This is a genomic window from Pseudomonas qingdaonensis, assembly GCF_018398475.1.
Classification (GTDB): domain Bacteria; phylum Pseudomonadota; class Gammaproteobacteria; order Pseudomonadales; family Pseudomonadaceae; genus Aquipseudomonas; species Aquipseudomonas palmensis.
The window spans coordinates 4268861-4289517 of sequence record NZ_CP074676.1 but is presented as its reverse complement, the minus strand read 5'-3'; the positions used below and the strand labels follow the sequence as shown (position 1 = coordinate 4289517).

The following is a 20657-nucleotide window of genomic DNA, read 5'->3' as shown; positions in this document are numbered from 1 at the left end:
TCGAGGTAAGGTTATGCAGCCCGCGTTCTGGCACAACCGCTGGGAGAACGATCTGATCGGCTTTCACCAGCAGCAGGTCAACCCGTATCTGCAGCAGCATTGGCCCGCACTGGGCATTGCGCCTGGTGCCCGTGTACTGGTGCCGCTGTGCGGCAAGAGCCTGGACATGGCGTGGCTGGCCGCGCAAGGCCACGACGTGCTTGGGGTGGAGTTGTCCGAGCGGGCGGTGAAGGACTTTTTTTCCGAGCATGAGCGGGAGCCGCAGGTTTCGCAGCAGGGGGCCTTCACGGTCTACCGCAGCGAGGGCATCGAGTTGTGGTGTGGCGATTTCTTCGCACTGACTGCGGGTGACGTGCGGGGCTGTGCGGGCCTTTACGACCGTGCCGCGATCATCGCCTTGCCGCCTGCCATGCGCGAGCGGTATGTGGCGCATCTGCAGCAGCTCCTGCCGTCGCCTTGCAAGGGCCTGTTGATCACTCTTGACTACGATCAGGCGGTCACTGACGGTCCGCCCTTTGCCGTGCCCGATGAAGAGGTCGAGCGCCTGTTTGGCGAGCAGTGGCAGTTGGCGATCGCCGCGCAGGACGACGTGTTGGCGCAGAGCCCCAGGTTCATCAAGGCGGGTGCTGATCGGCTGGTGGAGCGGGTGTACCGTCTGCAACGCTGAAATGAAAAAGGGCAACCCGTGGGTCGCCCTTCCTGTTTGCCTGCTGCTCGCTTAGCCGCGACGACGCAGGGCTTCGATACGATCTTCCAGCGGCGGGTGGCTCATCAGCAGGCCTGCCAGGCCCTGCTTCAGGCCACCATTGATGCCGAAGGCATTCAGGGTGTCAGGCATGTGCACAGGCACGCCCTGTTCAGAACGCAGGCGCTGCAGCGCGCCGATCATCGCGTTGGTGCCGGCCAGGCGGGCGCCGGCTTCGTCGGCGCGGAACTCGCGTTTGCGCGAGAACCACATGACGATGATGCTGGCCAGGATACCCAGGACCAGTTCGGCAACGATGGTCGCGATGTAGTAGGCAATGCCCTGGCCTTCTTCGTTCTTGAAGATCACCTTGTCGACGAAGTTGCCGATGATGCGTGCGAAGAACATCACGAAGGTGTTGACCACACCCTGTACCAGCGCGAGGGTCACCATGTCGCCGTTGGCGACGTGGCCGATCTCGTGGGCCAGCACGGCGCGGACTTCATCACGCGAGAAACGCTCGAGCAGGCCCTGGCTGACCGCGACCAGCGCATCGTTGCGATTCCAGCCGGTAGCGAAGGCGTTGGCCTCGTAGGCCGGGAAGACGCCCACCTCGGGCATCTTGATGCCTGCCTGGCGGGAAAGCTCTTCGACGGTCTGCAGCAGCCATTGCTCATGGTGGGTGCGCGGCTGGGTGATGATCTGGGTACCGGTGCTCATCTTCGCCATCCACTTGGAGATGAACAGCGAGATCAGCGAGCCGGCAAAGCCGAACACAGCGCAGAAAATCAGCAACTGGTCGAGCTTGAGGTCAACCCCGTTTGCCGCCATGAACCCGTTGAAGCCGAACAGGCTCAGGGTGATGCTGGCAATCAGCACGACCGCAAGGTTGGTGGCCACAAACAGCAAAATGCGCATCATGGTTGTTACGTTCTCCTGACGGATAGAAAGCTTGCGTATGCGGGGTATATAAGGTGCGCGCTCCGTGTATTCAACCGGGCGACTATTTCAAACTGTGTACTTGTGCGGGCAGGCGCGGAGAATGCCAGGTGCGCGAGCCAGAGCGGCAGGCTTGAGGTTGGCCCGTGGCCTGCGCCAGGGCTGGCGCAGGCAGGCATTCGGGCTTACTGCTGGTAGGTCTTGAGGAAATTGCCGATGCGACCGATCGCCTGCTCCAGGTCATCGACACGTGGCAGGGTCACGACGCGGAAGTGGTCGGGCCACGGCCAGTTGAAGGCGGTGCCTTGCACGATCAGCAGTTTTTCCGACAGCAGCAGGTCGAGGGCGAACTTTTCGTCGTTGAAGATCGGGCAGACCTTCGGGTCGATGCGCGGGAAGGCATACAGGGCGCCCATCGGCTTGACGCAGCTGACCCCTGGAATGTCGTTGAGCAGCTCCCAGGTGCGGTTGCGCTGCTCCAGCAGGCGACCTGGCGGCAGCACCAGGTCATTGATGCTCTGGTAGCCGCCCAGTGCGGTCTGGATGGCGTGCTGGCTCGGCACGTTGGCGCACAGGCGCATGTTGGCCAGCATGTCGATGCCTTCGATATAGCTCTGGGCGTGCTGCTTGGGCCCGGACAACGCCAGCCAGCCGGAGCGGAAGCCCGCCACCCGGTACGACTTGGACAGGCCGTTGAAGGTCAGGCAGAGCAGGTCGGGGGCCAGCGAGGCGGTGCAGATGTGCACGGCATCGTCGTACAGGATCTTGTCGTAGATCTCGTCGGAGAACACCACCAGGTTGTGTTGGCGGGCGATTTCCAGCATGCCCAGCAGCAGCTCGCGCGAGTACACCGCGCCAGTGGGGTTGTTCGGGTTGATGATCACCATGGCCTTGGTGTTGGGGGTGATCTTGGCCTTGATGTCGGCAAGGTCGGGGAACCAGTCGGCCTGCTCGTCGCACAGGTAGTGCACCGGGTTGCCGCCGGCCAGGCTCACCGCAGCGGTCCACAGCGGGTAGTCCGGGGCCGGGATCAGCACCTCGTCGCCGTTGTTGAGCAGGGCCTGCATCGACATCACGATCAGCTCGGACACGCCGTTGCCCAGGTAGATGTCCTCGATGCCGACACCTTCGACCTGCTTCTGCTGGTAGTACTGCATCACCGCCTTGCGCGCGCTGAACAGGCCCTTGGAGTCGCTGTAGCCCTGGGCGGTGGGCAGGTTGCGGATCACATCCTGGAGGATCTCGTCGGGCGCCTCGAAACCAAAGGGCGCCGGGTTGCCGATGTTCAGCTTGAGGATGCGGTGGCCTTCCTCCTCCAGGCGTTTGGCGTGCTTGAGCACCGGGCCGCGAATGTCGTAGCAGACATTGGCGAGCTTGTTCGATTTGCTGACCTGCATGATGTGATCCCGATTAGAAAAGATCGCCGCGCATTGCGCTGTGAAAACGTTTGAAATGCGTGTAACGCGGGTGCCAGACTGACGTCTGATGAGGCGCAATAATACGTGCCACCCGCGTTGTCGAAAAGACGCAGTGCGGGGTTTTTAATTCAGCGAGGCCTGGTGATGGAAAAGATCGAGAAAACCCTGGAAGAATGGCGTGCGATGCTCGACCCCGAGCAGTACAGCGTGTGTCGCCTGAAGGGCACCGAGCGCCCGTTCAGCGGCAAGTACAACAGCACCCGCACCGATGGCGTCTACCATTGCATCTGCTGCAACAAGCCGCTGTTCGATTCCAGGGCCAAGTTCGACTCCGGCTGCGGCTGGCCCAGCTTCTACGAGCCTATCGCCGACAACGCGATGGTCGAGATCCGCGATACCTCACATGGCATGATTCGCACCGAAGTCACCTGCGCCACTTGCGATGCCCACCTGGGCCATGTGTTTCCCGACGGCCCGCCGCCCACCGGTCTGCGCTACTGCATCAACTCGGTGTGCCTTGACCTGGTGCCGCGACAGTAACCCACCCGAACGCAGGAGACGCGGTCATGGCCGACAACAGTTTGCTCAATATTCCCTGCACCACCCTGCGGGGCGAGCAGAAAACCCTGGCGGATTACCCGGCAAGGGCGGTGCTGGTGGTCAATACCGCCAGCCAGTGCGGGTTCACGCCACAGTACAAGGGCCTGGAGTCGCTATGGCAGCGCTATCGCGAGCGCGGCCTGGTGGTGTTGGGCTTTCCCTGCAACCAGTTCGGCAAGCAGGAGCCGGGCGATGAGCTGGCGATATCGCAGTTCTGTGAAGCCAACTTTGGCGTGAGCTTTCCCCTGTTCAGAAAGGTCGAGGTCAATGGGGCGGGCGCGCATCCCCTGTTCGCCGCGCTCAAGCAGAGGGCTCCCGGCCTGTTCGGTTCGCAGGCGATCAAGTGGAATTTCACCAAGTTCCTGATCGATCCGCAGTCGGGTGCCGTGAGCCGTTATGCGCCCAGCACCAAGCCCGAGGCGCTGGCGGGCGATATCGAAAAGCTGCTGCGCTAGGTTTCAGGGGCTGTTGGCGGCACCCAGTGATCGATCAGCGCCAGCAACTCTTCGCGGCGAAAGGGTTTGGCCAGGTAGTCGTTCATGCCTGCCGCCCGGCAGCGTTCGCGTTCCTCGGGCATGGCGTTGGCGGTAAGTGCCACGATGGGCAGGTCGGGCCAGCGTCCGCTCTGGCGTATGCGTCGGCTGGCCTCGTAGCCGTCCATCACCGGCATGTTGCAGTCCATCAGCACCAGGTCGAAGGCGGCTTGCTCCAACTGCTCCAGGGCCTCCCCGCCGTGGCCGGCCACGATCACCTCGCAGCCCAGCTTGCCCAGCATGCCCTTGGCGACCAGCTGGTTCACCGGGTTGTCCTCCACCAGCAGGATGCGGGCACGACGCTCGCTGGTCTGGGTGCCCGCCTGGGCGACCGGGCCTGCATCGTCACTGCCCTGCAGAATGCGCTGCAAGGTCTGGTACAGGGCGTTGCGGGCCAGCGGGCGGGCCTGCTGCTGCAGCGGTGCCAACTGGGCGGCTTCTTCCCCCGGCAGGAAGTTGCCATAGGCGGTCACCAGCAGGATGGGCGCCTTGAGTGACGGACGCAGGCCGAACAGGCCATCCAGGTTGTCGGTGACCAGCAGGTCGGGCTCCAGGTCGACCAGGCTGTCGATGCTGTCATGGCGCGAGTACGTCAGCCCCCAGCGGGGCAGCAGGCTCTGCAGCAGTTCGTCAAGGCCGCTGCTGGCGCTGCTGATCGCCACCACCTTGCCGCGCAGGGGAGCGGGTGCAATCGCCGGGGTGTGGGAGGACAGCGGCAGCTCGACACTGAACTGGCTGCCGAAGCCAGCTTCCGAACTGATGCTCAGGCGCCCCTGCATGGCTTCGCAAAGGTTGCGGGTCAGCGCCAGGCCCAGGCCGGTGCCGCCATACTGGCGGGTAATACCGGCACCGGCCTGGGTGAAAGGCTGAAAGATCCTGACCTGGGCTTCCAGCGGGATGCCGATGCCCGTGTCGCAGACTTCCAGGCGCACGCCGCCGGGGTAGGTGCCCAGGCGAACGTCGACACGCCCGAAACGGGTGAACTTGAGCGCATTGGACAGCAGGTTGCTGACGATCTGGCGCACCCGCGTGGGGTCACCCAGCACGCTGCTGGGAAACTGCGGATCGATCAGGCAGGTCAGCTCCACGCTGGGCGCCGCGTTCTGCGACAGCAGGTTGGCGGTGTCTTCCACCAGGGCGCCGAGGTCGAAGGGGATGCGCTCCAGCTCCAGCTGGCCGGCGTCGAACTTGGACAGGTCGAGAATATCGTTGAGCAGTTCCACCAGTACCTTGCCCGAGTCGTGGGCGATGGACAGCTGCTGGCGTTGTTCGGCGTTGAGCGGGCTGTCCAGCGACAGCGCGATCATGCCCAGCAGGCCATTGAGCGGGGTGCGGATCTCGTGGCTCATGTTGGCCAGGAATGCGGCACGGGCCTGGGCCATGTCCAGTGCTCGGCGTCGCGCCTGCTCCAGTTCCTCGTTGGACTGGCTCAGGCGGGTGTTGCTGGACTTGAGTTCGTTGGTACGGGCCGAAACGATGTTTTCCAGCTCGTTGAGGTAGTCGGTCAGGCGGTTTTCGGCGTTGCGCCGCTGCTGGATCTCGGTGGCCATGCTCACGAACTGCTGGTTGGCGACCTTGACCAGCACGCCGATCTCGTCCTGTTCGTGACCGGGCGGGAAGGCCAGCTTGTTCTGGTTGGGCGCGCGCGCATTGCTGTTGCTCAGGGCACTGATCACCCGCACCAGCGGCTTGGTCAGCATGAAATAGAACAGTGCCAGCAGGATGCCGGTCAGCACCAGGCTGCGCACGAACCCGTTGAGCAGCGTTACTTCGGCCCGCTTCAGAAAGCGGCTGCCGAAGGCGAAGGTGTCGACTTCAAGATACAGGGTGCCGAGGTATTCGCTGGGCATCTGGTCGAGCATCAGACGATCCTGGAACTGCCGGCTCTGGCCGAAGAGAAAATCACTCACTACCCGATAGCTGCTTTGTTCGCGCGGGCGCTGCACATCGGACAACACGCTGTCGGTGTTGTCGATCAGGCGCGCACGGGTGATGGCGGGGGATTTGAGCAGGCCCAGGGTCAGTTCGTTGGCCAGTTCCGCATCGAGGTTGTAGGCAATGCGCGAGGCGGGGTTGTGGCTGATTTGCAGCAGTGCCTGCATCTCGCGATTGATAGAGGCGTCTTCGCTGGCATAATCGATGCCGATCTGGATGAGACTGAGCAATGTTCCCAGGATGAAACCGACCAGGACCGTCAGCCGGGCTTGCTTGTAAGACAGGCGATTGGTGAACTTGATATCCATGTATCCCGAGCCAGTTCCACTTTCCGTGCGCTGCGCAAGCATAGCCGATCACCCCCGGTAGCTGGCAGGTACTGTCGCACATTCAGGCTTCCCCAAGAATCTGTGTCGAGGACATAACGTGGACTCTCGCTTGAATGCTTTCCTGGAGCGCGCCGAATCGGTATTGGCGCGTCTGGAACCGCTGCTGCCGGCATTGCGCCCCAGCATCGATTGGACCCAGTGCCTGGCTGCCCGTTGGCAGCGCGAAGGGCGCAGCGGTTTTCTGCTGCCGCTCGAGGTCAGCCTGGACATGCGCCTGACCGACCTGATCGGTGTCGACAGGCAGCGTGAACAACTGGGCCGCAATACCCGCCAGTTCATCGACGGCATGCCGGCCAATCACGCGCTGCTGTGGGGCTCGCGCGGCACCGGCAAGTCGTCGCTGGTGCGTGCCTTGTTGGCAGAGTACGCCCCACAGGGGCTGCGCCTGATCGAAATCGAGCGTGACCACCTGGCGGACCTGCCGCGGGTGGTGGAACAACTGCACAAACTGCCACAGCGTTTCGTGCTGTTCTGCGATGACCTGTCGTTCGAGGCCGGGGAGGGCGACTACCGCGTGCTCAAGAGCGTGCTGGACGGCTCCCTCGAGCAGGCGCCGGACAACGTTCTGCTGTATGCCACCTCCAACCGTCGGCACCTGGTGCCGGAAAAGCAGAGCGACAACGAGAACTGGAAGATGGTCGACGGCGAGCTGCACCCCAGCGAGGCCGTCGAGGACAAGATTGCCCTGTCGGACCGCTTTGGTCTGTGGCTGTCGTTCTACCCGTTCACCCAGGAGCACTTCCTTGATGTGGTCGAGCACTGGATCACCCAGTTGGCGCTGGCGCCAGGTCTGGTCTGGGCACGGGATGAAGAGCTGGACAAGGCCGCGATCCGCTGGGCAACCGGCCGCGGCAATCGCAATGGCCGCTGCGCCTATCAATTTGCCCGCTATTGGGTGGGCCTGAAACTGCTGGAGCAACAGTAATGATCGATTTGAATGCAGTGGGGGGCGGCCAGTGCGGCTATGACCTGCTGGCGGCGCAGCTGGAGGCGCTACTGGACGGGGAGCGGGATTTCATTGCCAACGCTGCGCAGCTTTCCGCCTTTCTGTACAGCCAGGTCGAAGACCTGAACTGGGCAGGTTTCTACCTGGCGCGCGGTGAAGAGCTGGTGCTGGGGCCGTTTCAGGGGCAGGTGGCGTGTGTACGCATCCCGTTCGGGCGAGGGGTGTGCGGGGCTGCGGCGGCTACACGCCAGACCCAGCGTGTGGAGGATGTGCATGCCTTCCCGGGGCATATTGCCTGTGACAGCGCCTCCAACAGCGAGTTGGTGATCCCTCTGGTCAAGGACGGAGCGCTGATCGGCGTACTGGACCTGGACAGCCCTGTACTTGCACGCTTTGGTGAGCAGGATCAGGCCGGGCTGGAGCGTCTGGCGCGGATTTTCCTGGATTCGACGGACTGCTGAGGCGGGTAGAGGCGTTGCGCCCATTCGCCAGCAAGGCTCCTGTCGGGAGCTGCTGGCGAATGGGTTGTGTTGCAATCAGTCGTAGATGACTTTCTTCTTCCAGTCTTCTTCGGTGTCGGACTTCAGCCCTTCGGTCAGTGGGTTGACCTCGTCTTCGGTTGGCTGGTTCTGGCTCAGTACCATGGCGTTGGCGCGTGCCAGCAGTTTGTCCATATAGTCGAGCTGCTCGCGGTAGAGCACCGGATCAGGTTGCTTGCGCAGGTACTGCACGCCCCGTTCGAACGCCAGGCGGGCCTGCCCCGGCTGGTTCTGCTGCAGCGCATGCTGCCCCAGGTTGTTGAAGAACTCGATGTGCAGCAGCACCAGGATATGGCGAATTTCCTTTACCCAGTACTTGGCTTCGTTGGTCGGCAGGAAGCCTTCCTGGGAGGCGCGAACCACCTGGCTGTGCAGGGCTTCGAGCAGAAAGCGTACATCCTTGGCACGGGCTTCGGTCTGGATCGGGCCGGGAGGGTTGTTCACCGGTATGCCATCGCCCAGGGCAATCAGGCCCTGGAGCTCGCTGATGCGTGCCTGGATTTCACGGTTGTGCTTGTCCAGGGCCAGGCGGCGCTGGTTCAGGTTCAGTTCGAGGCGGGTCAGCAGCAGCTTGAGTGCCGGGGTCATCAACTGGCCGGGGAAGGTTTCGGTGATTTCGCCACAACGACGCAAGCGGTCGGCCAGCTCGATCTTGAGGCGGGCTCGTTCCAGCTTGTTGCTCTCGACTACATTGTTCAGGTAGCCAATCACGATCAAGAGTGCGATACCCGCTACTATAAGCAGGGTGATCAGAAGTGGTGTCACCGTTAACGCCTCATACAGGAAGGTTTGCCGTTTGAGTGTAGTGGCTTCGCTTTTGCCCGGATAGAGCTGTTTGGCAGTTGGGCGGGGCGGATTGCTGGCATTTTGCCTTGAGGTGCCGCCAGCACTGGGCCGCGTCGCGTATGTGCGTCAGAAAATAATAGTCAAGGCTCAGGCGCGCTGCGGCTTCCGTGGCAGCGTAAAGCAGGGCGAAGTCATTGATTTAAATAAATTTATATCTAGGGGTTGACGACTTCTCAAACCACCCCTAGAATGCGCGCCACTTGCAGCGTAAAGCACACAGCGAAACGCGGCAGGGAGTGAATGTTGTAGCGTGTCCCCTTCGTCTAGTGGCCTAGGACACCGCCCTTTCACGGCGGTAACAGGGGTTCGAGTCCCCTAGGGGACGCCATTGCGGGAATAGCTCAGTTGGTAGAGCACGACCTTGCCAAGGTCGGGGTCGCGAGTTCGAGTCTCGTTTCCCGCTCCAATTTTAAGCAGCTTTGCTTCACGGCAGGGCTGAGTGAAACCAGAAAGCATCTTCGGGTGTATTTCTGGAGCTGAAACACTACACCATGGTGTTTCAGGCAGTGTCCCCTTCGTCTAGTGGCCTAGGACACCGCCCTTTCACGGCGGTAACAGGGGTTCGAGTCCCCTAGGGGACGCCATTTGCGGGAATAGCTCAGTTGGTAGAGCACGACCTTGCCAAGGTCGGGGTCGCGAGTTCGAGTCTCGTTTCCCGCTCCAAATTCAAAGAAAACGCCGTTCGTATGAACGGCGTTTTTTTTTGCGTAAAAAACGCCGCGCGATGGCAGGGGGCAGCATGAAAATAATCTGTGTGCCGTTGAGCCGAGGCGCCATGTCGCGGCTGGATGCCGATACCTGTACGGATGCAGACCTGCTAGATGTTCAGCTGGATGCAGAGGAGTTCGAAGCCGTGTGGCGATCGGGGCTTTTCACGCAGGCCAATCGAGCGCTGGCGCTGAATATCGACGAGTATGAAGATGAAAGGATTCTAGGCACTGTGCAGTTGGCGGCATTCAGTGCGTTGGTGTCGGCCTGTATCCAAGCCTGCCCCGAGGTAGGTGCACTGCTGAAGGTGGAGGCGCAGGTGCGAACGGCACTCGAGCTCGATACCGGCGTGTACTTTTTTTTCTGAGCCCGTTCAAGCACACGCAGTCATGTGAATGCGCTTTGTGCGGGACGTGGTCATCCTGCCGAGGGGGGCTACCTGCCAGTTCTGCTGGTCGCGCTGACAGGTAGCTTGCGCATCAATGCTTGCTGTCGTCGCCCGACATGCTCAACAACTGCTTCTCCTGGTTCCAGTCGAACGGTTCGTCGTTCTGCTCGGCTTCGTAGCGGCGTTCTTCCAGCTCCTGGTACATGGCCAGTTCTTCTTCCGGCATGTAGTGCAGGCAATCGCCGCCAAAGAACCACAGCAGGTCGCGGGGGATAAGGTGCGCGATCTGCGGGTAGCGCTGGATGACCTGGCAGATGAGGTCCTGACCCAGGTAGGTGCTCTCCGGGTCGACCGGCAACTGTTGCATCAGGTCGTCGAAACGCTCCAGAAACAGCGCGTGGCTTTCTTCCGGTACCTGTTCGGCCTCACCCAGGGCTGCAAGGATGGTGCGCAGGTGGGTGAGCAGGGCGAGGTGGTATTCCAGTTGAGCAGTGGCGTTGGCCATGCGGGCGATCCTCTAGAGCAAAATCGGGCGCGGGAGTATAAGGCTCCCCGCGCCCGATGTCCCGTTGGAGTGATGCTCAGCGCACCTTGCCCTCGGTGGGCAGCAGCTCGTCCTTGCTGAACGCATCCACGTCGATCACACGGCGCCGTGCGGCTTCGGCCTCGTGCAGGCTTTGAGCTTCGCCGGCCTGCAAGGTGTTGGCGTGCAAGGCTGCGTCGATCAGCGATTCGCCGGGAGCCGGCGCCAATTGGCCGCCCTTGTGGGCCTGGTGCAGCTTCTTGTGCAGCGGGGCGCTGGCCCTTAGCAGGTCGCTGGCCTGTTGCAACGCGCCCACCGGGTCGCTTGCATCGGTGGGGCGATAGCAGCCAGCCAGCAGTTGTTCGAGTGCCGGATCACCCTTGGCGCGACCCAGCAGCGCAGCAACTTCGGCATCCAGTTCGTCCGACGGGCCGGTATGACGGCGCCCGAACGGGAACACCACCAGGCGCAGCGCGCCACCGAGGAACCGATTGGGGAAGTTGTCGAGCAGGCGGTCCAGGGCTTTTTCGGCCTGGCCCAGGCTTTCTTCCATGGCCCAGCGCAACAGCGGCCGCAGGTACTCGGGCGAATCGAGATCGTGGTAGCGCTTGAGGGCTGCCGAACCCAGGTACAGGTTGCTCAATACGTCGCCAAGGCGCGCCGACAGGCGCTCACGGCGTTTCAGCTCGCCACCGAGCAGCATCATGCACAGGTCGGCCAGCAGGGCGAAGGCCGCCGCCTGGCGATCGAGTGCGCGAAAGTATCCCTGGCTCAATGCATCGCCGGGTGCCTTTTCAAAGCGCCCCAGGCCCAACCCAAGGACCAGCGTGCTGGCCGCGTTACCCACCGCGAAGCCCACATGCCTGAGCAGCAGGGCGTCGAACTCCTTGAGCGCCTGGTCGTGGTCTTCACGTGCTGCCAGGGCCATCTCCTTGAGCACGAACGGGTGGCAGCGAATCGCCCCCTGGCCAAAGATCATCAGGTTGCGCGAGAGGATGTTGGCGCCCTCGACGGTGATGAAGATCGGTGCCCCCTGCCAGCTGCGACCCAGGTAGTTGTTCGGGCCCATGATGATGCCCTTGCCCCCGTGCACGTCCATGGCGTGCTGGATGCATTCGCGCCCCCGTTCGGTAAGGTGGTACTTGAGGATCGCCGACAGCACCGAGGGTTTTTCACCCAGGTCCACCGCGTTGGCGGTGAGCATGCGCGCGCTGTCCATCAGCCAGGCATTGCCGCCGATGCGGGCCAGAGCCTCCTGAATGCCCTCGAACGCGGCCAGCGGTACGTTGAACTGCTCGCGCACCTGTGCGTACTGGCCCGTTACCAGGCTGGTGTACTTGGCGGCACCGGTACCGACTGCCGGCAAGGAGATCGAGCGTCCCACCGACAGGCAGTTCATCAGCATCATCCAGCCCTTGCCGAGCATCTCCTGCCCGCCAATCAGAAAACTCAGCGGGACGAACACGTCCTTGCCGCTGTTGGGGCCGTTCATGAACGCGGCGCCCAGCGGCAGATGGCGCTGACCGATCTCGACACCTGGGGTGTCGGTCGGGATGAGAGCCAGGCTGATACCCAGCTCCTCCTTGTCACCCAGCAGGTGATCGGGGTCGTAGGCCTTGAACGCTAGACCCAGCAGCGTCGCCACCGGGCCCAGGGTGATATAGCGCTTCTCCCAGTTCAGGCGCAGGCCCAGTACTTCCTCGCCCTGCCACTGGCCCTTGCAGATGACCCCGGTGTCGGGCATGGCGCCGGCGTCGGAGCCGGCCAGCGGACCGGTGAGGGCGAAGCACGGGATGTCGTCACCGCGGGCCAGGCGGGGCAGGTAATGGTTGCGTTGCTCGTCGGTGCCGTAGTGCAGCAGCAGTTCGGCCGGGCCGAGCGAGTTGGGCACCATCACGGTGGAGGCCAGGTCGCCGCTGCGGGTGGCCAGTTTCATCGCGACCTGTGAATGAGCGAAGGCGGAAAAGCCCTTGCCGCCGTATTCCTTGGGAATGATCAGGGCAAAGAAGCCATGGGTCTTGATGTGCGCCCAGGCTTCGGCGGGAAGGTCCATGTCCTGGCCGATCTGCCAGTCGCTGACCATGGCGCAGAGCTCCTCGGTGGGCCCGTCGATGAAGGCTTGCTCTTCTGCGCTCAGTTGCACCTTGGGATAGGCCAGCAGGGTGGTCCAGTCGGGGCGGCCACTAAAGAGCTCGCCGTCCCACCAGACCGTACCGGCATCGATGGCCTCGCGCTCGGTCTGCGACATCGGCGGCAAGGTTTTGCGAAACCAGCCGAACAGCGGGGCAGTCAGCCATTTGCGGCGCAGATCGGGCAGCACCAGGGGCACGGCAGTGGCCACCAGCAGCAGCCAGAAGATCGTCAACAGCCAGCCGGGGGCATGGCTGAATGCGCCCATCGCCACCAGGTAGACGGCAACCACGCCCAGTGCGGGCAGGGGGGCAACCCGCCGGTGCGCCAGGTAGGCAATACCGACCACCAGCACCACTAACCACAACAGCAACATATGCTTTCCTCCGTGAGCTCCAGAAATAGCTATCCGACAGAGCTTAGACCGCCTGTGCCAAACAACCCGTCAGAACAGTGACAGGACGTGACCTGTGGAAGTTCGCGTTTTCGGGCCGCGGGCCAGCGATTGTCAGCCTCGCCAGCTCGGGTAGACTGAGTGCCCACCGCCTATGTCAGGAGTCGTCATGCTGAAGATCTGGGGACGCAAGAACTCGTCAAACGTCAGGAAGGCGCTGTGGTGCGCCCAGGAGCTGGGCCTGGATTACCAGTCGATCGATGCCGGTGGCGAGTTCGGCGTGGTCGACGAGCCGCACTACCGTGCCCTCAACCCCAACGGCCGGGTGCCGATGATCGAGGATGGCGAGCTGGTGCTGTGGGAATCCAATACCATCGTGCGCTACCTGTGTGGCCGGTATGCCCCAAACACTGACTGGTACCCCGCCGACCCGGCGGCCCGGGCCAGCGCAGACAAGTGGATGGACTGGACCACGTCATCGCTGGCTACGCCATTCCGCCCGCTGTTCTGGGGCATCCTGCGTACACCGTCTGACCAGCAGGACTGGGTGCAGATCAACGCCGCGCACAAGCAGTGCGCCGAACTGCTGTCGATCGCCGATCAGGCCCTGGCCACGCAACCCTACCTGTCGGGGGAAGCGATCGGCATGGGCGACATCCCGCTGGGCTGCTTCGTGTACGCCTGGTTCGAGATGCCCATCGAGCGTCCGGAAATGAAGCACCTGCGTGCGTGGTACGAGCGCCTCAGGCAACGGCCGGCCTACCAGGCGGCGGTAATGACCGCGCTGACCTGAACCTGTCGATTACCCTGATAGTCAATATCGATACACTTCACTGTACTTGCGTGGCCTGGGCAAGCACCATGGCCACATTCGTCGCGGTCGGCCCTGTCTGACCGCCTGCCTTGTGAACCCTTCAACCTGGTGTGTAGACCTGCTATGAGTTCTGCTCTGTCCATTCGGCAGCTAACCAAGACCTACGGCAATGGCTTCCAGGCCCTCAAGGGCATCGACCTGGATGTCGCCGAAGGTGATTTCTTCGCCTTGCTCGGCCCCAATGGCGCCGGCAAATCCACCACCATCGGCATTCTCTCGACCCTGGTCAACAAGACCAGCGGCACGGTGAATGTGTTCGGCCATGACCTGGACCGAGAGCCAGCCGCGCTCAAGCGCTGCATCGGTGTGGTGCCCCAGGAGTTCAACTTCAATCAGTTCGAAAAGACCTTCGATATCGTCGTGACCCAGGCGGGTTACTACGGCATCCCGATGAAGGTGGCCAGGGAGCGCGCCGAGCAGTACCTGACCCAGCTGGGCCTGTGGGACAAGCGTGACGTGCCATCGCGCTCGCTGTCCGGCGGCATGAAGCGCCGCCTGATGATTGCCCGCGCGCTGATCCACGAACCGCGCCTGCTGATCCTCGACGAGCCTACCGCTGGCGTCGACATCGAGCTGCGCCGTTCGATGTGGAGCTTTCTGACCGAGCTCAACCAGAAGGGCATCACCATCATCCTGACCACCCACTACCTGGAAGAGGCCGAGCAGCTGTGCCGCAACATCGGCATCATCGACCACGGCACCATCGTGCAGAACACCAGCATGCGTCAGTTGCTGGGCACGTTGCATGTGGAGACCTTCCTGCTCGACCTCAAGCATGACCTGGCCCAGGCGCCGCAACTGGCCGGCTACCCGTGCCGGCTGATCACTCCGCACACCCTGGAAGTGCAGGTGGACAAGGACGTGGGCATCACCGCGCTGTTCGGCCAGTTGGCCCTGCAGAACATCGAGGTGCTGAGCCTGCGCAACAAGACCAATCGTCTCGAGGAGCTGTTCGTGTCCCTGGTGGAAAAAAACCTGGCGAAGGTGGCGGTATGAGTTCGGAACTGCGCGCCAACCTGGTTGCCCTCAATACCATCGTCTATCGAGAAGTGCGGCGGTTCACGCGGATCTGGCCGCAGACCCTGCTGCCCCCGGCGATCACCATGGTGCTGTACTTCGTGATCTTCGGGAACCTCATCGGCCGGCAGATCGGCGACATGGGTGGCTTCACCTACATGGAGTACATCGTGCCGGGCCTGATCATGATGTCGGTGATCACCAACTCCTACGGCAACGTGGTGTCGAGTTTCTTCGGCAGCAAGTTCCAGCGTTCGATCGAGGAGCTGATGGTGTCGCCGGTGTCGCCGCACACCATCCTCATCGGCTACACCCTGGGCGGCGTGCTGCGCGGGTTGGCGGTGGGAGTGATCGTGACCCTGCTGTCGCTGTTCTTCACCCATCTGCAGGTGCATCACCTGGGCGTGACGGTGCTGGTGGTGGTGCTGACCGCGACGATCTTCTCGCTGCTGGGCTTCATCAACGCAGTGTTTGCGCGCAACTTCGATGACATCTCGATCATCCCGACCTTCGTGCTCACGCCGCTGACGTACCTGGGTGGGGTGTTCTACTCCATCACCCTGCTGCCGCCGTTCTGGCAGACCGTGTCGCTGGCCAACCCGGTGCTGCACATGGTCAACTCGTTCCGCTATGGCATCCTGGGCGTCTCGGACATCCGCATCGGCGTGGCCATCACCTTCATGCTGGTGGCCACCGCGGTGCTGTACATCGGCTGCGTGCGCCTACTGGTCAGCGGGCGAGGAATGCGCAGCTGATTTCTGCTTGCGCCTGCGCCACTGCCTGCCCACCCACCAGCGCCAATAGAGCATGGTCAGGCAGTAGGCCAGCGCCCCCAGCAGTACGCCGCACACCACCGAGCCCAGCAGAAAGGGCTGCCACAGCGTCGACAGCTGGTCGGTGATCCATTCGAAGGTGAGTTCCTCAGGCAGCGTGCGTGGCGGTATCTGCATCAGCCATGCCCCCACCTGGTAGGTGCAGTAGAACACCGGCGGCATGGTGATGGGGTTGGTCAGCCACACCAGGCTGACGGCGATGGGCATGTTGCCGCGCACCAGAACCGCCAGGCTGGCGGCCAGCAGCATCTGCATCGGGATAGGGATGAAGGCTGCGAAAAGGCCTACGGCCATGGCCCGCGCCACCGAATGGCGATTCAGGTGCCAGAGGTTGGGGTCGTGCAGCAGCCGGCCGAGAAAGCGTAAGGATTTATGTTCCCGAATGCTCGTCGGATCTGGCATGTAGCGTTTGAAAAGTCGACGCGGCATGTGGGCTCTCGGCGTTCTGAAGTGGCCAGTATGCACGGATTGTAAACAGCGCCAATTCAGACTTTGTGACAATTAATAAGCAAGGTGCGGGCCTGGGTGATCTAAGCCTCTGGGGTGAGATCTGCTCAGGAGCTTTACCCATGCGCACAAGGATGTTGGCGCTGGCCTTGGGGCTGTTGGCGCTCAACGTGCTACCTGCCTTGCCGTCGGTCGGCTGGCTCTGGGGCATCGGCATGACGGGAATGTTATGCCTGGTGTGTCGATGGGCAGTGCCCGGTCTGTTCCTGCTTGGTTTTGCCTGGGCCTGTTGCTCGGCGCAATGGGCGCTGGACGATCGACTGCGGCCCGAGCTGGAGGGGCGCACCCTGTGGCTGGAAGGTCGGGTAGTGGGCCTGGCGCAGCAGGGCGCACATTCGGTGCGTTTCGAGCTGGCCGAAGCCTCCTCGCGCCGCGCCCAGTTGCCGCAGCGGCTGAGCCTGAGCTGGTTTGGCGGGCCGCCGGTCAACAGTGGCGAGCGTTGGCGCCTGGCGGTACAGCTGCAGCGCCCCTCCGGCCTGCTCAACCCCCATGGGCCTGACCAGGAAGCCGCCATGCTGGCCCGGCGAATCGGTGCCACCGGCCGTGTAAGGGCAGGTGAACGACTGGCCCCGGCCAGCCATGCGTGGCGTGATTCGGTGCGCCAACGCCTGCTCGTGGCTCAGGCCCATGGGCGCGAAGGTGCGCTGGCGGCGCTGGTGCTGGGTGACGGCGGGGCGCTGGCACAGGAGGACTGGCAGGTGCTCCAGGCAACCGGCACGGTGCACCTGCTGGTGATTTCCGGTCAGCACATCGGCTTGCTGGCCGGTCTGGTGTACGGCCTGGTGGCCGGGTTGGCACGTGTGGGGGCATGGCCCAGGGCGCTGCCCTGGCTACCCTGGGCGTGCGGCCTGGCGTTTGCGGCGGCCCTGGCGTACGGCTTGATGGCGGGCTTTCAGGTACCGGTACGACGCGCCTGCATCATGCTGGCGGTGGTGCTGTTGTGGCGCCTGCGTTTTCGCCACCTTGGGGCCTGGATTCCCTTGCTGCTTGCCCTCAACGGTGTATTGCTGGTGGAACCATTGGCCAGCCTGCAGCCGGGGTTCTGGCTGTCGTTCGCAGCGGTGGCGGTGCTGGTGTATGTGTTCGGCGGCCGGCTGGGGGCCTGGAACCCCTGGCTGGCATGGTGCCGGGCCCAATGGCTGATCGCGATCGGCCTGTTGCCGGTGCTGCTGGCGCTGGGGCTGCCGATCAGTCTCTCGGCACCGCTGGCCAATCTGGTTGCGGTGCCTTGGGTCAGTATCGCAGTGTTGCCCCTGGCGCTGGCCGGCACACTGCTGCAGGGGCTCCCGTTGCTGGGGGAGGCCCTGTTGTGGCTGGCTGGAGGTTCGCTGGCAGCCTTGTTCTGGACACTGGCACAGGTGGCGCATTGGCAACCGGCCTGGACACCGGTCGCCTTGCCGATATGGGCATGGTTGATGGTGGGCGGTGGCACGGTACTGCTGTTGTTGCCGGGCGGGCTGCCGATGCGGGTGCTGGGCTGGCCCTTGCTGCTGCTGGCCGGCTGTGCGCCTCGCAACGAGATCGCCCATGGGCAACTGGAGGTGTGGCAGCTGGATGTCGGCCAGGGCCAGGCATTTGTGCTGCGTACCCGTCACCATGCGACGCTGTATGACGCAGGCCCGGCCACCCGTGGCAGCGACCTGGGGGAGCGGGTGGTCGTGCCGACTCTGCGCAAGCTGGGGGTGCGCGAGCTGGACCTGGCGCTGATCAGCCATGCCCATGCCGACCATGCCGGCGGCGCCCTGGCGGTGCAGCGCAGCGTGCCGCTGGTGCGCGTGGTGGGCGGCGACCCGGATGAGCTGCCCGGGCAACTGCAGGCCCAGGCCTGCGCCAGTGGCGAGCAATGGCAGTGGGATGGCGTGCTCTTCAGCCTGTGGCGCTGGCAGCAGGCCGGCGACAGCAATCAGCGCTCCTGTGTGTTGCACGTGGATGCCGGCGGGGAAACCCTGCTGCTGACCGGTGACATCGATGCCCAGGCCGAGCGCGCCTGGCTGCGCGAGTCGACAGCCGGCCCGGTCGACTGGTTGCAGGCGCCCCATCATGGCAGCCGCACCTCGTCGAGCCAGGCCTTTCTCGAACGAACCCGGCCCCGGGGCGTGCTGATTTCGCGAGGGCGCCACAATGCATTCGGGCATCCGCACGCACAGGTGATGGCGCGTTACCAGGCGCTGGGTATCACCGTGCACGACAGCGCCCTGCACGGGGCGGTGCGCCTGGTGCTGGGCAGCTTTGGCCAGGCGGTCGGGCAACGCAGCCAGCGCCGCTTCTGGCGGGAGCCGACATGACGCTGTTCGGCCGCGTGGCCCCCTATGGTAAAGTGGCGGACTTTTTCGAGGGGGTCGCTACTGTGTGGGAATTGGTCAAGTCCGGTGGCTGGATGATGCTGCCGATCATTCTGAGTTCCATCGCTGCCATGGCTATCGTCGCCGAACGCCTGTGGACCCTGCGCGCCAGTCGTGTCACCCCGCCGCACCTGCTCGGCCAGGTGTGGCGCTGGATCAAGGACAAACAGCTCACCAGCGAGAAGCTCAAGACCCTGCGCGCCGACTCGCCGCTGGGCGAGATCCTGGCCGCGGGCCTGGCCAACTCCCGCCATGGTCGCGAAATCATGAAGGAGTGCATCGAGGAAGCCGCCGCCCGTGTCATCCACGAGCTGGAGCGCTACATCAACGCACTGGGCACTATCGCGGCCATGGCGCCGCTGCTGGGCCTGCTGGGCACCGTGCTGGGCATGATCGATATCTTCAGTGCCTTCACCGGGTCCGGCATGACCACCAATGCCTCGGTATTGGCGGGGGGGATCTCCAAGGCGTTGATCACCACCGCAGCCGGCCTGATGGTGGGTATCCCGGCAGTATTCTTCCATCGTTTCCTGCAACGGCGCATCGATGAGCTGGTGGTGGGCATGGAGCAGGAGGCCATCAAGCTGGTGGAAGTGGTCCAGGGGGACCGTGATGTCGACCTGAGCGAGGGCAAGGCGTGAAATTCCGGCGCAAGCCACGGGAGACCGTGGACATCAACCTCGCTTCGCTGATCGACGTGGTGTTCATCCTGCTGCTGTTTTTCGTGGTGACCACCACCTTCACCCGTGAAACCCAGTTGCGTGTCGAACTGCCCGAGGCGGTCAGCGGCGCTCCGGCGCCCGACGCCGAGGCCAAGCAGCTGGAAATCACCATCAGCGCCGAAGGCGTGTACTCGGTCAACAACCACCTGTTGCCCAAGAGCGACCTGGGCACCCTGACCGAGGCCCTGCAGAAGGAATCACAGGGCGACACCAAGATGCCGCTGTCGATCAGCGCTGACGGCAAGACTCCGCACCAGGCCGTGGTCACCGCCATGGATGCCGCTGGCAAGCTCGGCTTCAGCCAGTTGCGCATGACCACGGTCGAGGCCGCCCAGGGGACACCTTGATGGCGCTTGCCGATCGCCTGTTGCATGCCTGGTATGCCGGCCACCCGGCATTGGTATTGTTGCGCCCGCTCGAGGCCCTGTATCGCCGGGTGGTGCGGGGCAAGCGCGAGCGTTTTCTGGCCGGGCAGGGCGACATCTATCGCGCACCGGTGCCGGTGCTGGTGGTGGGCAACATCACCGTGGGTGGCACCGGCAAGACCCCGCTTATCCTGTTTCTGATCGAGCACTGTCGCCAGCGCGGCCTGCGCGTGGGGGTGGTCAGCCGAGGCTATGGGGCCACTGCGCCGCAACTGCCGTGGCGCGTGCGTGCCGATCAACCGGCCGAACAGGCCGGTGACGAACCCTTGCTGATCGTGCAGCGCACCGGCGTGCCGCTGATGATCGACCCCGATCGCAGCCAGGCCGTGCGGGCCTTGCTCGACGCCGAGCCGCTCGACCTGATCCTGTGCGACGACGGCATGCAGCACTACCGCCTGGCGCGTGATCTCGAGCTGGTGCTGATCGACGCGGCCCGCGGCCTCGGCAATCGCCGCTGCCTGCCTGCCGGGCCGCTGCGTGAGCCGGTGGAGCGCCTGGATGAAGTGGACGCCGTGCTCTACAACGGCGCCCTCAGCGACCGTGACGATGGCTTTGCCTTCACCCTGGCCCCTACGGCACTGGTCAACCTGCGCAGCGGCGAGCGCCGAGGCCTGGAGCATTTTGCGCCGGGCCAGGCATTGCATGCGGTGGCCGGCATCGGCAACCCTCAGCGATTTTTCAACACCCTGCAGGGGCTGGGCTGGCAGCCTGTGCCGCATGCGTTTGCCGACCATGCGGCGTACAACGCCCAGGCCCTGAGCTTCACCCCGTCATTGCCGCTGGTCATGACTGAGAAGGATGCGGTGAAATGCCGTGCTTTCGCCGCCGATGACTGGTGGTATCTTGCGGTCGACGCACTGCCTTCGCCGGCCTTCGTGGCCTGGCTCGACGCGCAGCTGGCGCGTCTGCTGCCCGGGCCTCGCCAGCCCTGACATTTTCTTTTTCCGGCCACAGGCCTGAGGAA

General features: G+C 63.6%; 20 protein-coding genes and 4 tRNA genes. 17 read left to right on the top strand and 7 right to left on the bottom strand.

The features are described from left to right. Positions 1 to 13 precede the first annotated feature (13 nt). A complete protein-coding gene (locus tag KH389_RS19490) occupies positions 14 to 667 on the top strand; it encodes a thiopurine S-methyltransferase (RefSeq protein ID WP_078479742.1) in 654 nt (217 codons plus the stop codon). A gap of 51 nt (positions 668 to 718) precedes the next feature. Here KH389_RS19490 and htpX read toward each other — a convergent pair whose 3' ends face one another. Together htpX and KH389_RS19480 are read right to left on the bottom strand one after the other, a co-directional pair. Beyond that, positions 719 to 1606: a protease HtpX gene (gene htpX / locus KH389_RS19485; RefSeq protein WP_043862742.1), complete on the bottom strand. Its 888-nt coding sequence runs from the start codon at positions 1604 to 1606 to the stop codon at positions 719 to 721. A 203-nt stretch (positions 1607 to 1809) separates the two neighbouring features. Continuing rightward, positions 1810 to 3021, bottom strand: a complete 1212-nt coding sequence (locus KH389_RS19480) for a pyridoxal phosphate-dependent aminotransferase (RefSeq protein ID WP_043862743.1) — start codon at positions 3019 to 3021, stop codon at positions 1810 to 1812. A 165-nt stretch (positions 3022 to 3186) separates the two neighbouring features. Here KH389_RS19480 and msrB point away from each other — a divergent pair, with 165 nt between their 5' ends. Then, positions 3187 to 3582, top strand: coding sequence for a peptide-methionine (R)-S-oxide reductase MsrB (gene msrB / locus KH389_RS19475; RefSeq protein ID WP_196932771.1), 396 nt, complete (start codon positions 3187 to 3189; stop codon positions 3580 to 3582). Positions 3583 to 3608: 26 nt separating this feature from the next. Continuing rightward, positions 3609 to 4097 (top strand): glutathione peroxidase, encoded by a 489-nt coding sequence (locus KH389_RS19470; RefSeq protein ID WP_213606058.1) that lies wholly within the window; start codon positions 3609 to 3611, stop codon positions 4095 to 4097. On the opposite strand, the gene KH389_RS19465 is transcribed toward KH389_RS19470, so the two are convergent. Continuing rightward, on the bottom strand, positions 4094 to 6460 hold the full coding sequence (locus tag KH389_RS19465) for a response regulator (RefSeq protein WP_196932772.1): 2367 nt from the start codon (positions 6458 to 6460) through the stop codon (positions 4094 to 4096). The two genes, KH389_RS19470 and KH389_RS19465, sit on opposite strands and share 4 nt — an antisense overlap. A gap of 76 nt (positions 6461 to 6536) precedes the next feature. On the opposite strand from KH389_RS19465, the gene KH389_RS19460 reads away from it, so the two are divergent. Further along, positions 6537 to 7424, top strand: a complete 888-nt coding sequence (locus tag KH389_RS19460) for an ATP-binding protein (RefSeq protein ID WP_058541064.1) — start codon at positions 6537 to 6539, stop codon at positions 7422 to 7424. Continuing rightward, the gene (locus tag KH389_RS19455; RefSeq protein ID WP_054915824.1) at positions 7424 to 7906 is read left to right on the top strand and encodes a GAF domain-containing protein; all 483 of its coding nucleotides are present in this window, start codon (positions 7424 to 7426) and stop codon (positions 7904 to 7906) included. The genes KH389_RS19460 and KH389_RS19455 overlap by 1 nt, the downstream gene beginning before the upstream one ends. Before the next feature lie 75 nt (positions 7907 to 7981). Here the strand turns inward: KH389_RS19455 and KH389_RS19450 are convergent, their stop codons facing one another. Further along, on the bottom strand, positions 7982 to 8749 hold the full coding sequence (locus KH389_RS19450; protein WP_043862749.1) for a hypothetical protein: 768 nt from the start codon (positions 8747 to 8749) through the stop codon (positions 7982 to 7984). 333 nt (positions 8750 to 9082) lie between these two features. Between KH389_RS19450 and KH389_RS19445 the strand changes: the two genes are divergently transcribed. The 5 genes from KH389_RS19445 (at position 9083) to KH389_RS19425 (ending at position 9905) form a co-directional block, all read left to right on the top strand. Further along, positions 9083 to 9158: transfer RNA gene (locus tag KH389_RS19445), tRNA-Glu, on the top strand. Between the two features lie 2 nt (positions 9159 to 9160). Further along, a tRNA-Gly gene (locus KH389_RS19440) sits at positions 9161 to 9236 on the top strand. 102 nt (positions 9237 to 9338) lie between these two features. Beyond that, positions 9339 to 9414, top strand: a tRNA-Glu gene (locus tag KH389_RS19435). A 3-nt stretch (positions 9415 to 9417) separates the two neighbouring features. Beyond that, positions 9418 to 9493, top strand: a tRNA-Gly gene (locus KH389_RS19430). 76 nt (positions 9494 to 9569) lie between these two features. Further along, the gene (locus tag KH389_RS19425; RefSeq protein ID WP_213606056.1) at positions 9570 to 9905 is read left to right on the top strand and encodes a hypothetical protein; all 336 of its coding nucleotides are present in this window, start codon (positions 9570 to 9572) and stop codon (positions 9903 to 9905) included. A gap of 112 nt (positions 9906 to 10017) precedes the next feature. Here KH389_RS19425 and KH389_RS19420 read toward each other — a convergent pair whose 3' ends face one another. Both KH389_RS19420 and KH389_RS19415 read right to left on the bottom strand, forming a co-directional pair. Further along, on the bottom strand, positions 10018 to 10431 hold the full coding sequence (locus KH389_RS19420) for a PA2817 family protein (protein ID WP_043862897.1): 414 nt from the start codon (positions 10429 to 10431) through the stop codon (positions 10018 to 10020). A 76-nt stretch (positions 10432 to 10507) separates the two neighbouring features. After that, positions 10508 to 12955: an acyl-CoA dehydrogenase gene (locus tag KH389_RS19415; RefSeq protein WP_213606054.1), complete on the bottom strand. Its 2448-nt coding sequence runs from the start codon at positions 12953 to 12955 to the stop codon at positions 10508 to 10510. A 187-nt stretch (positions 12956 to 13142) separates the two neighbouring features. On the opposite strand from KH389_RS19415, the gene KH389_RS19410 reads away from it, so the two are divergent. The 3 genes from KH389_RS19410 (at position 13143) to KH389_RS19400 (ending at position 15619) form a co-directional block, all read left to right on the top strand. After that, positions 13143 to 13766: a glutathione S-transferase gene (locus tag KH389_RS19410; protein ID WP_100634415.1), complete on the top strand. Its 624-nt coding sequence runs from the start codon at positions 13143 to 13145 to the stop codon at positions 13764 to 13766. Between the two features lie 144 nt (positions 13767 to 13910). Further along, positions 13911 to 14843, top strand: a complete 933-nt coding sequence (locus KH389_RS19405; protein WP_043862894.1) for an ABC transporter ATP-binding protein — start codon at positions 13911 to 13913, stop codon at positions 14841 to 14843. Then, positions 14840 to 15619, top strand: coding sequence for an ABC transporter permease (locus KH389_RS19400; RefSeq protein WP_058541067.1), 780 nt, complete (start codon positions 14840 to 14842; stop codon positions 15617 to 15619). Before KH389_RS19405 ends, KH389_RS19400 begins: the two co-directional genes overlap by 4 nt. Here KH389_RS19400 and KH389_RS19395 read toward each other — a convergent pair. After that, positions 15587 to 16126: a DUF2062 domain-containing protein gene (locus tag KH389_RS19395; RefSeq protein ID WP_043862892.1), complete on the bottom strand. Its 540-nt coding sequence runs from the start codon at positions 16124 to 16126 to the stop codon at positions 15587 to 15589. The genes KH389_RS19400 and KH389_RS19395 overlap by 33 nt on opposite strands. Before the next feature lie 140 nt (positions 16127 to 16266). On the opposite strand from KH389_RS19395, the gene KH389_RS19390 reads away from it, so the two are divergent. The 4 genes from KH389_RS19390 to lpxK all read left to right on the top strand — a co-directional run bounded on the left by KH389_RS19390 (position 16267) and on the right by lpxK (position 20625). Further along, complete coding sequence (locus KH389_RS19390; RefSeq protein ID WP_213606053.1) at positions 16267 to 18489, top strand: DNA internalization-related competence protein ComEC/Rec2; 2223 nt, start codon at positions 16267 to 16269, stop codon at positions 18487 to 18489. A 62-nt stretch (positions 18490 to 18551) separates the two neighbouring features. Beyond that, positions 18552 to 19187, top strand: a complete 636-nt coding sequence (locus KH389_RS19385; RefSeq protein ID WP_162484877.1) for a MotA/TolQ/ExbB proton channel family protein — start codon at positions 18552 to 18554, stop codon at positions 19185 to 19187. Continuing rightward, a complete protein-coding gene (locus tag KH389_RS19380; protein WP_054915817.1) occupies positions 19184 to 19615 on the top strand; it encodes an ExbD/TolR family protein in 432 nt (143 codons plus the stop codon). Before KH389_RS19385 ends, KH389_RS19380 begins: the two co-directional genes overlap by 4 nt. Beyond that, positions 19615 to 20625 (top strand): tetraacyldisaccharide 4'-kinase, encoded by a 1011-nt coding sequence (gene lpxK, locus KH389_RS19375; protein WP_043862889.1) that lies wholly within the window; start codon positions 19615 to 19617, stop codon positions 20623 to 20625. The genes KH389_RS19380 and lpxK overlap by 1 nt, the downstream gene beginning before the upstream one ends. Positions 20626 to 20657 lie beyond the last annotated feature (32 nt).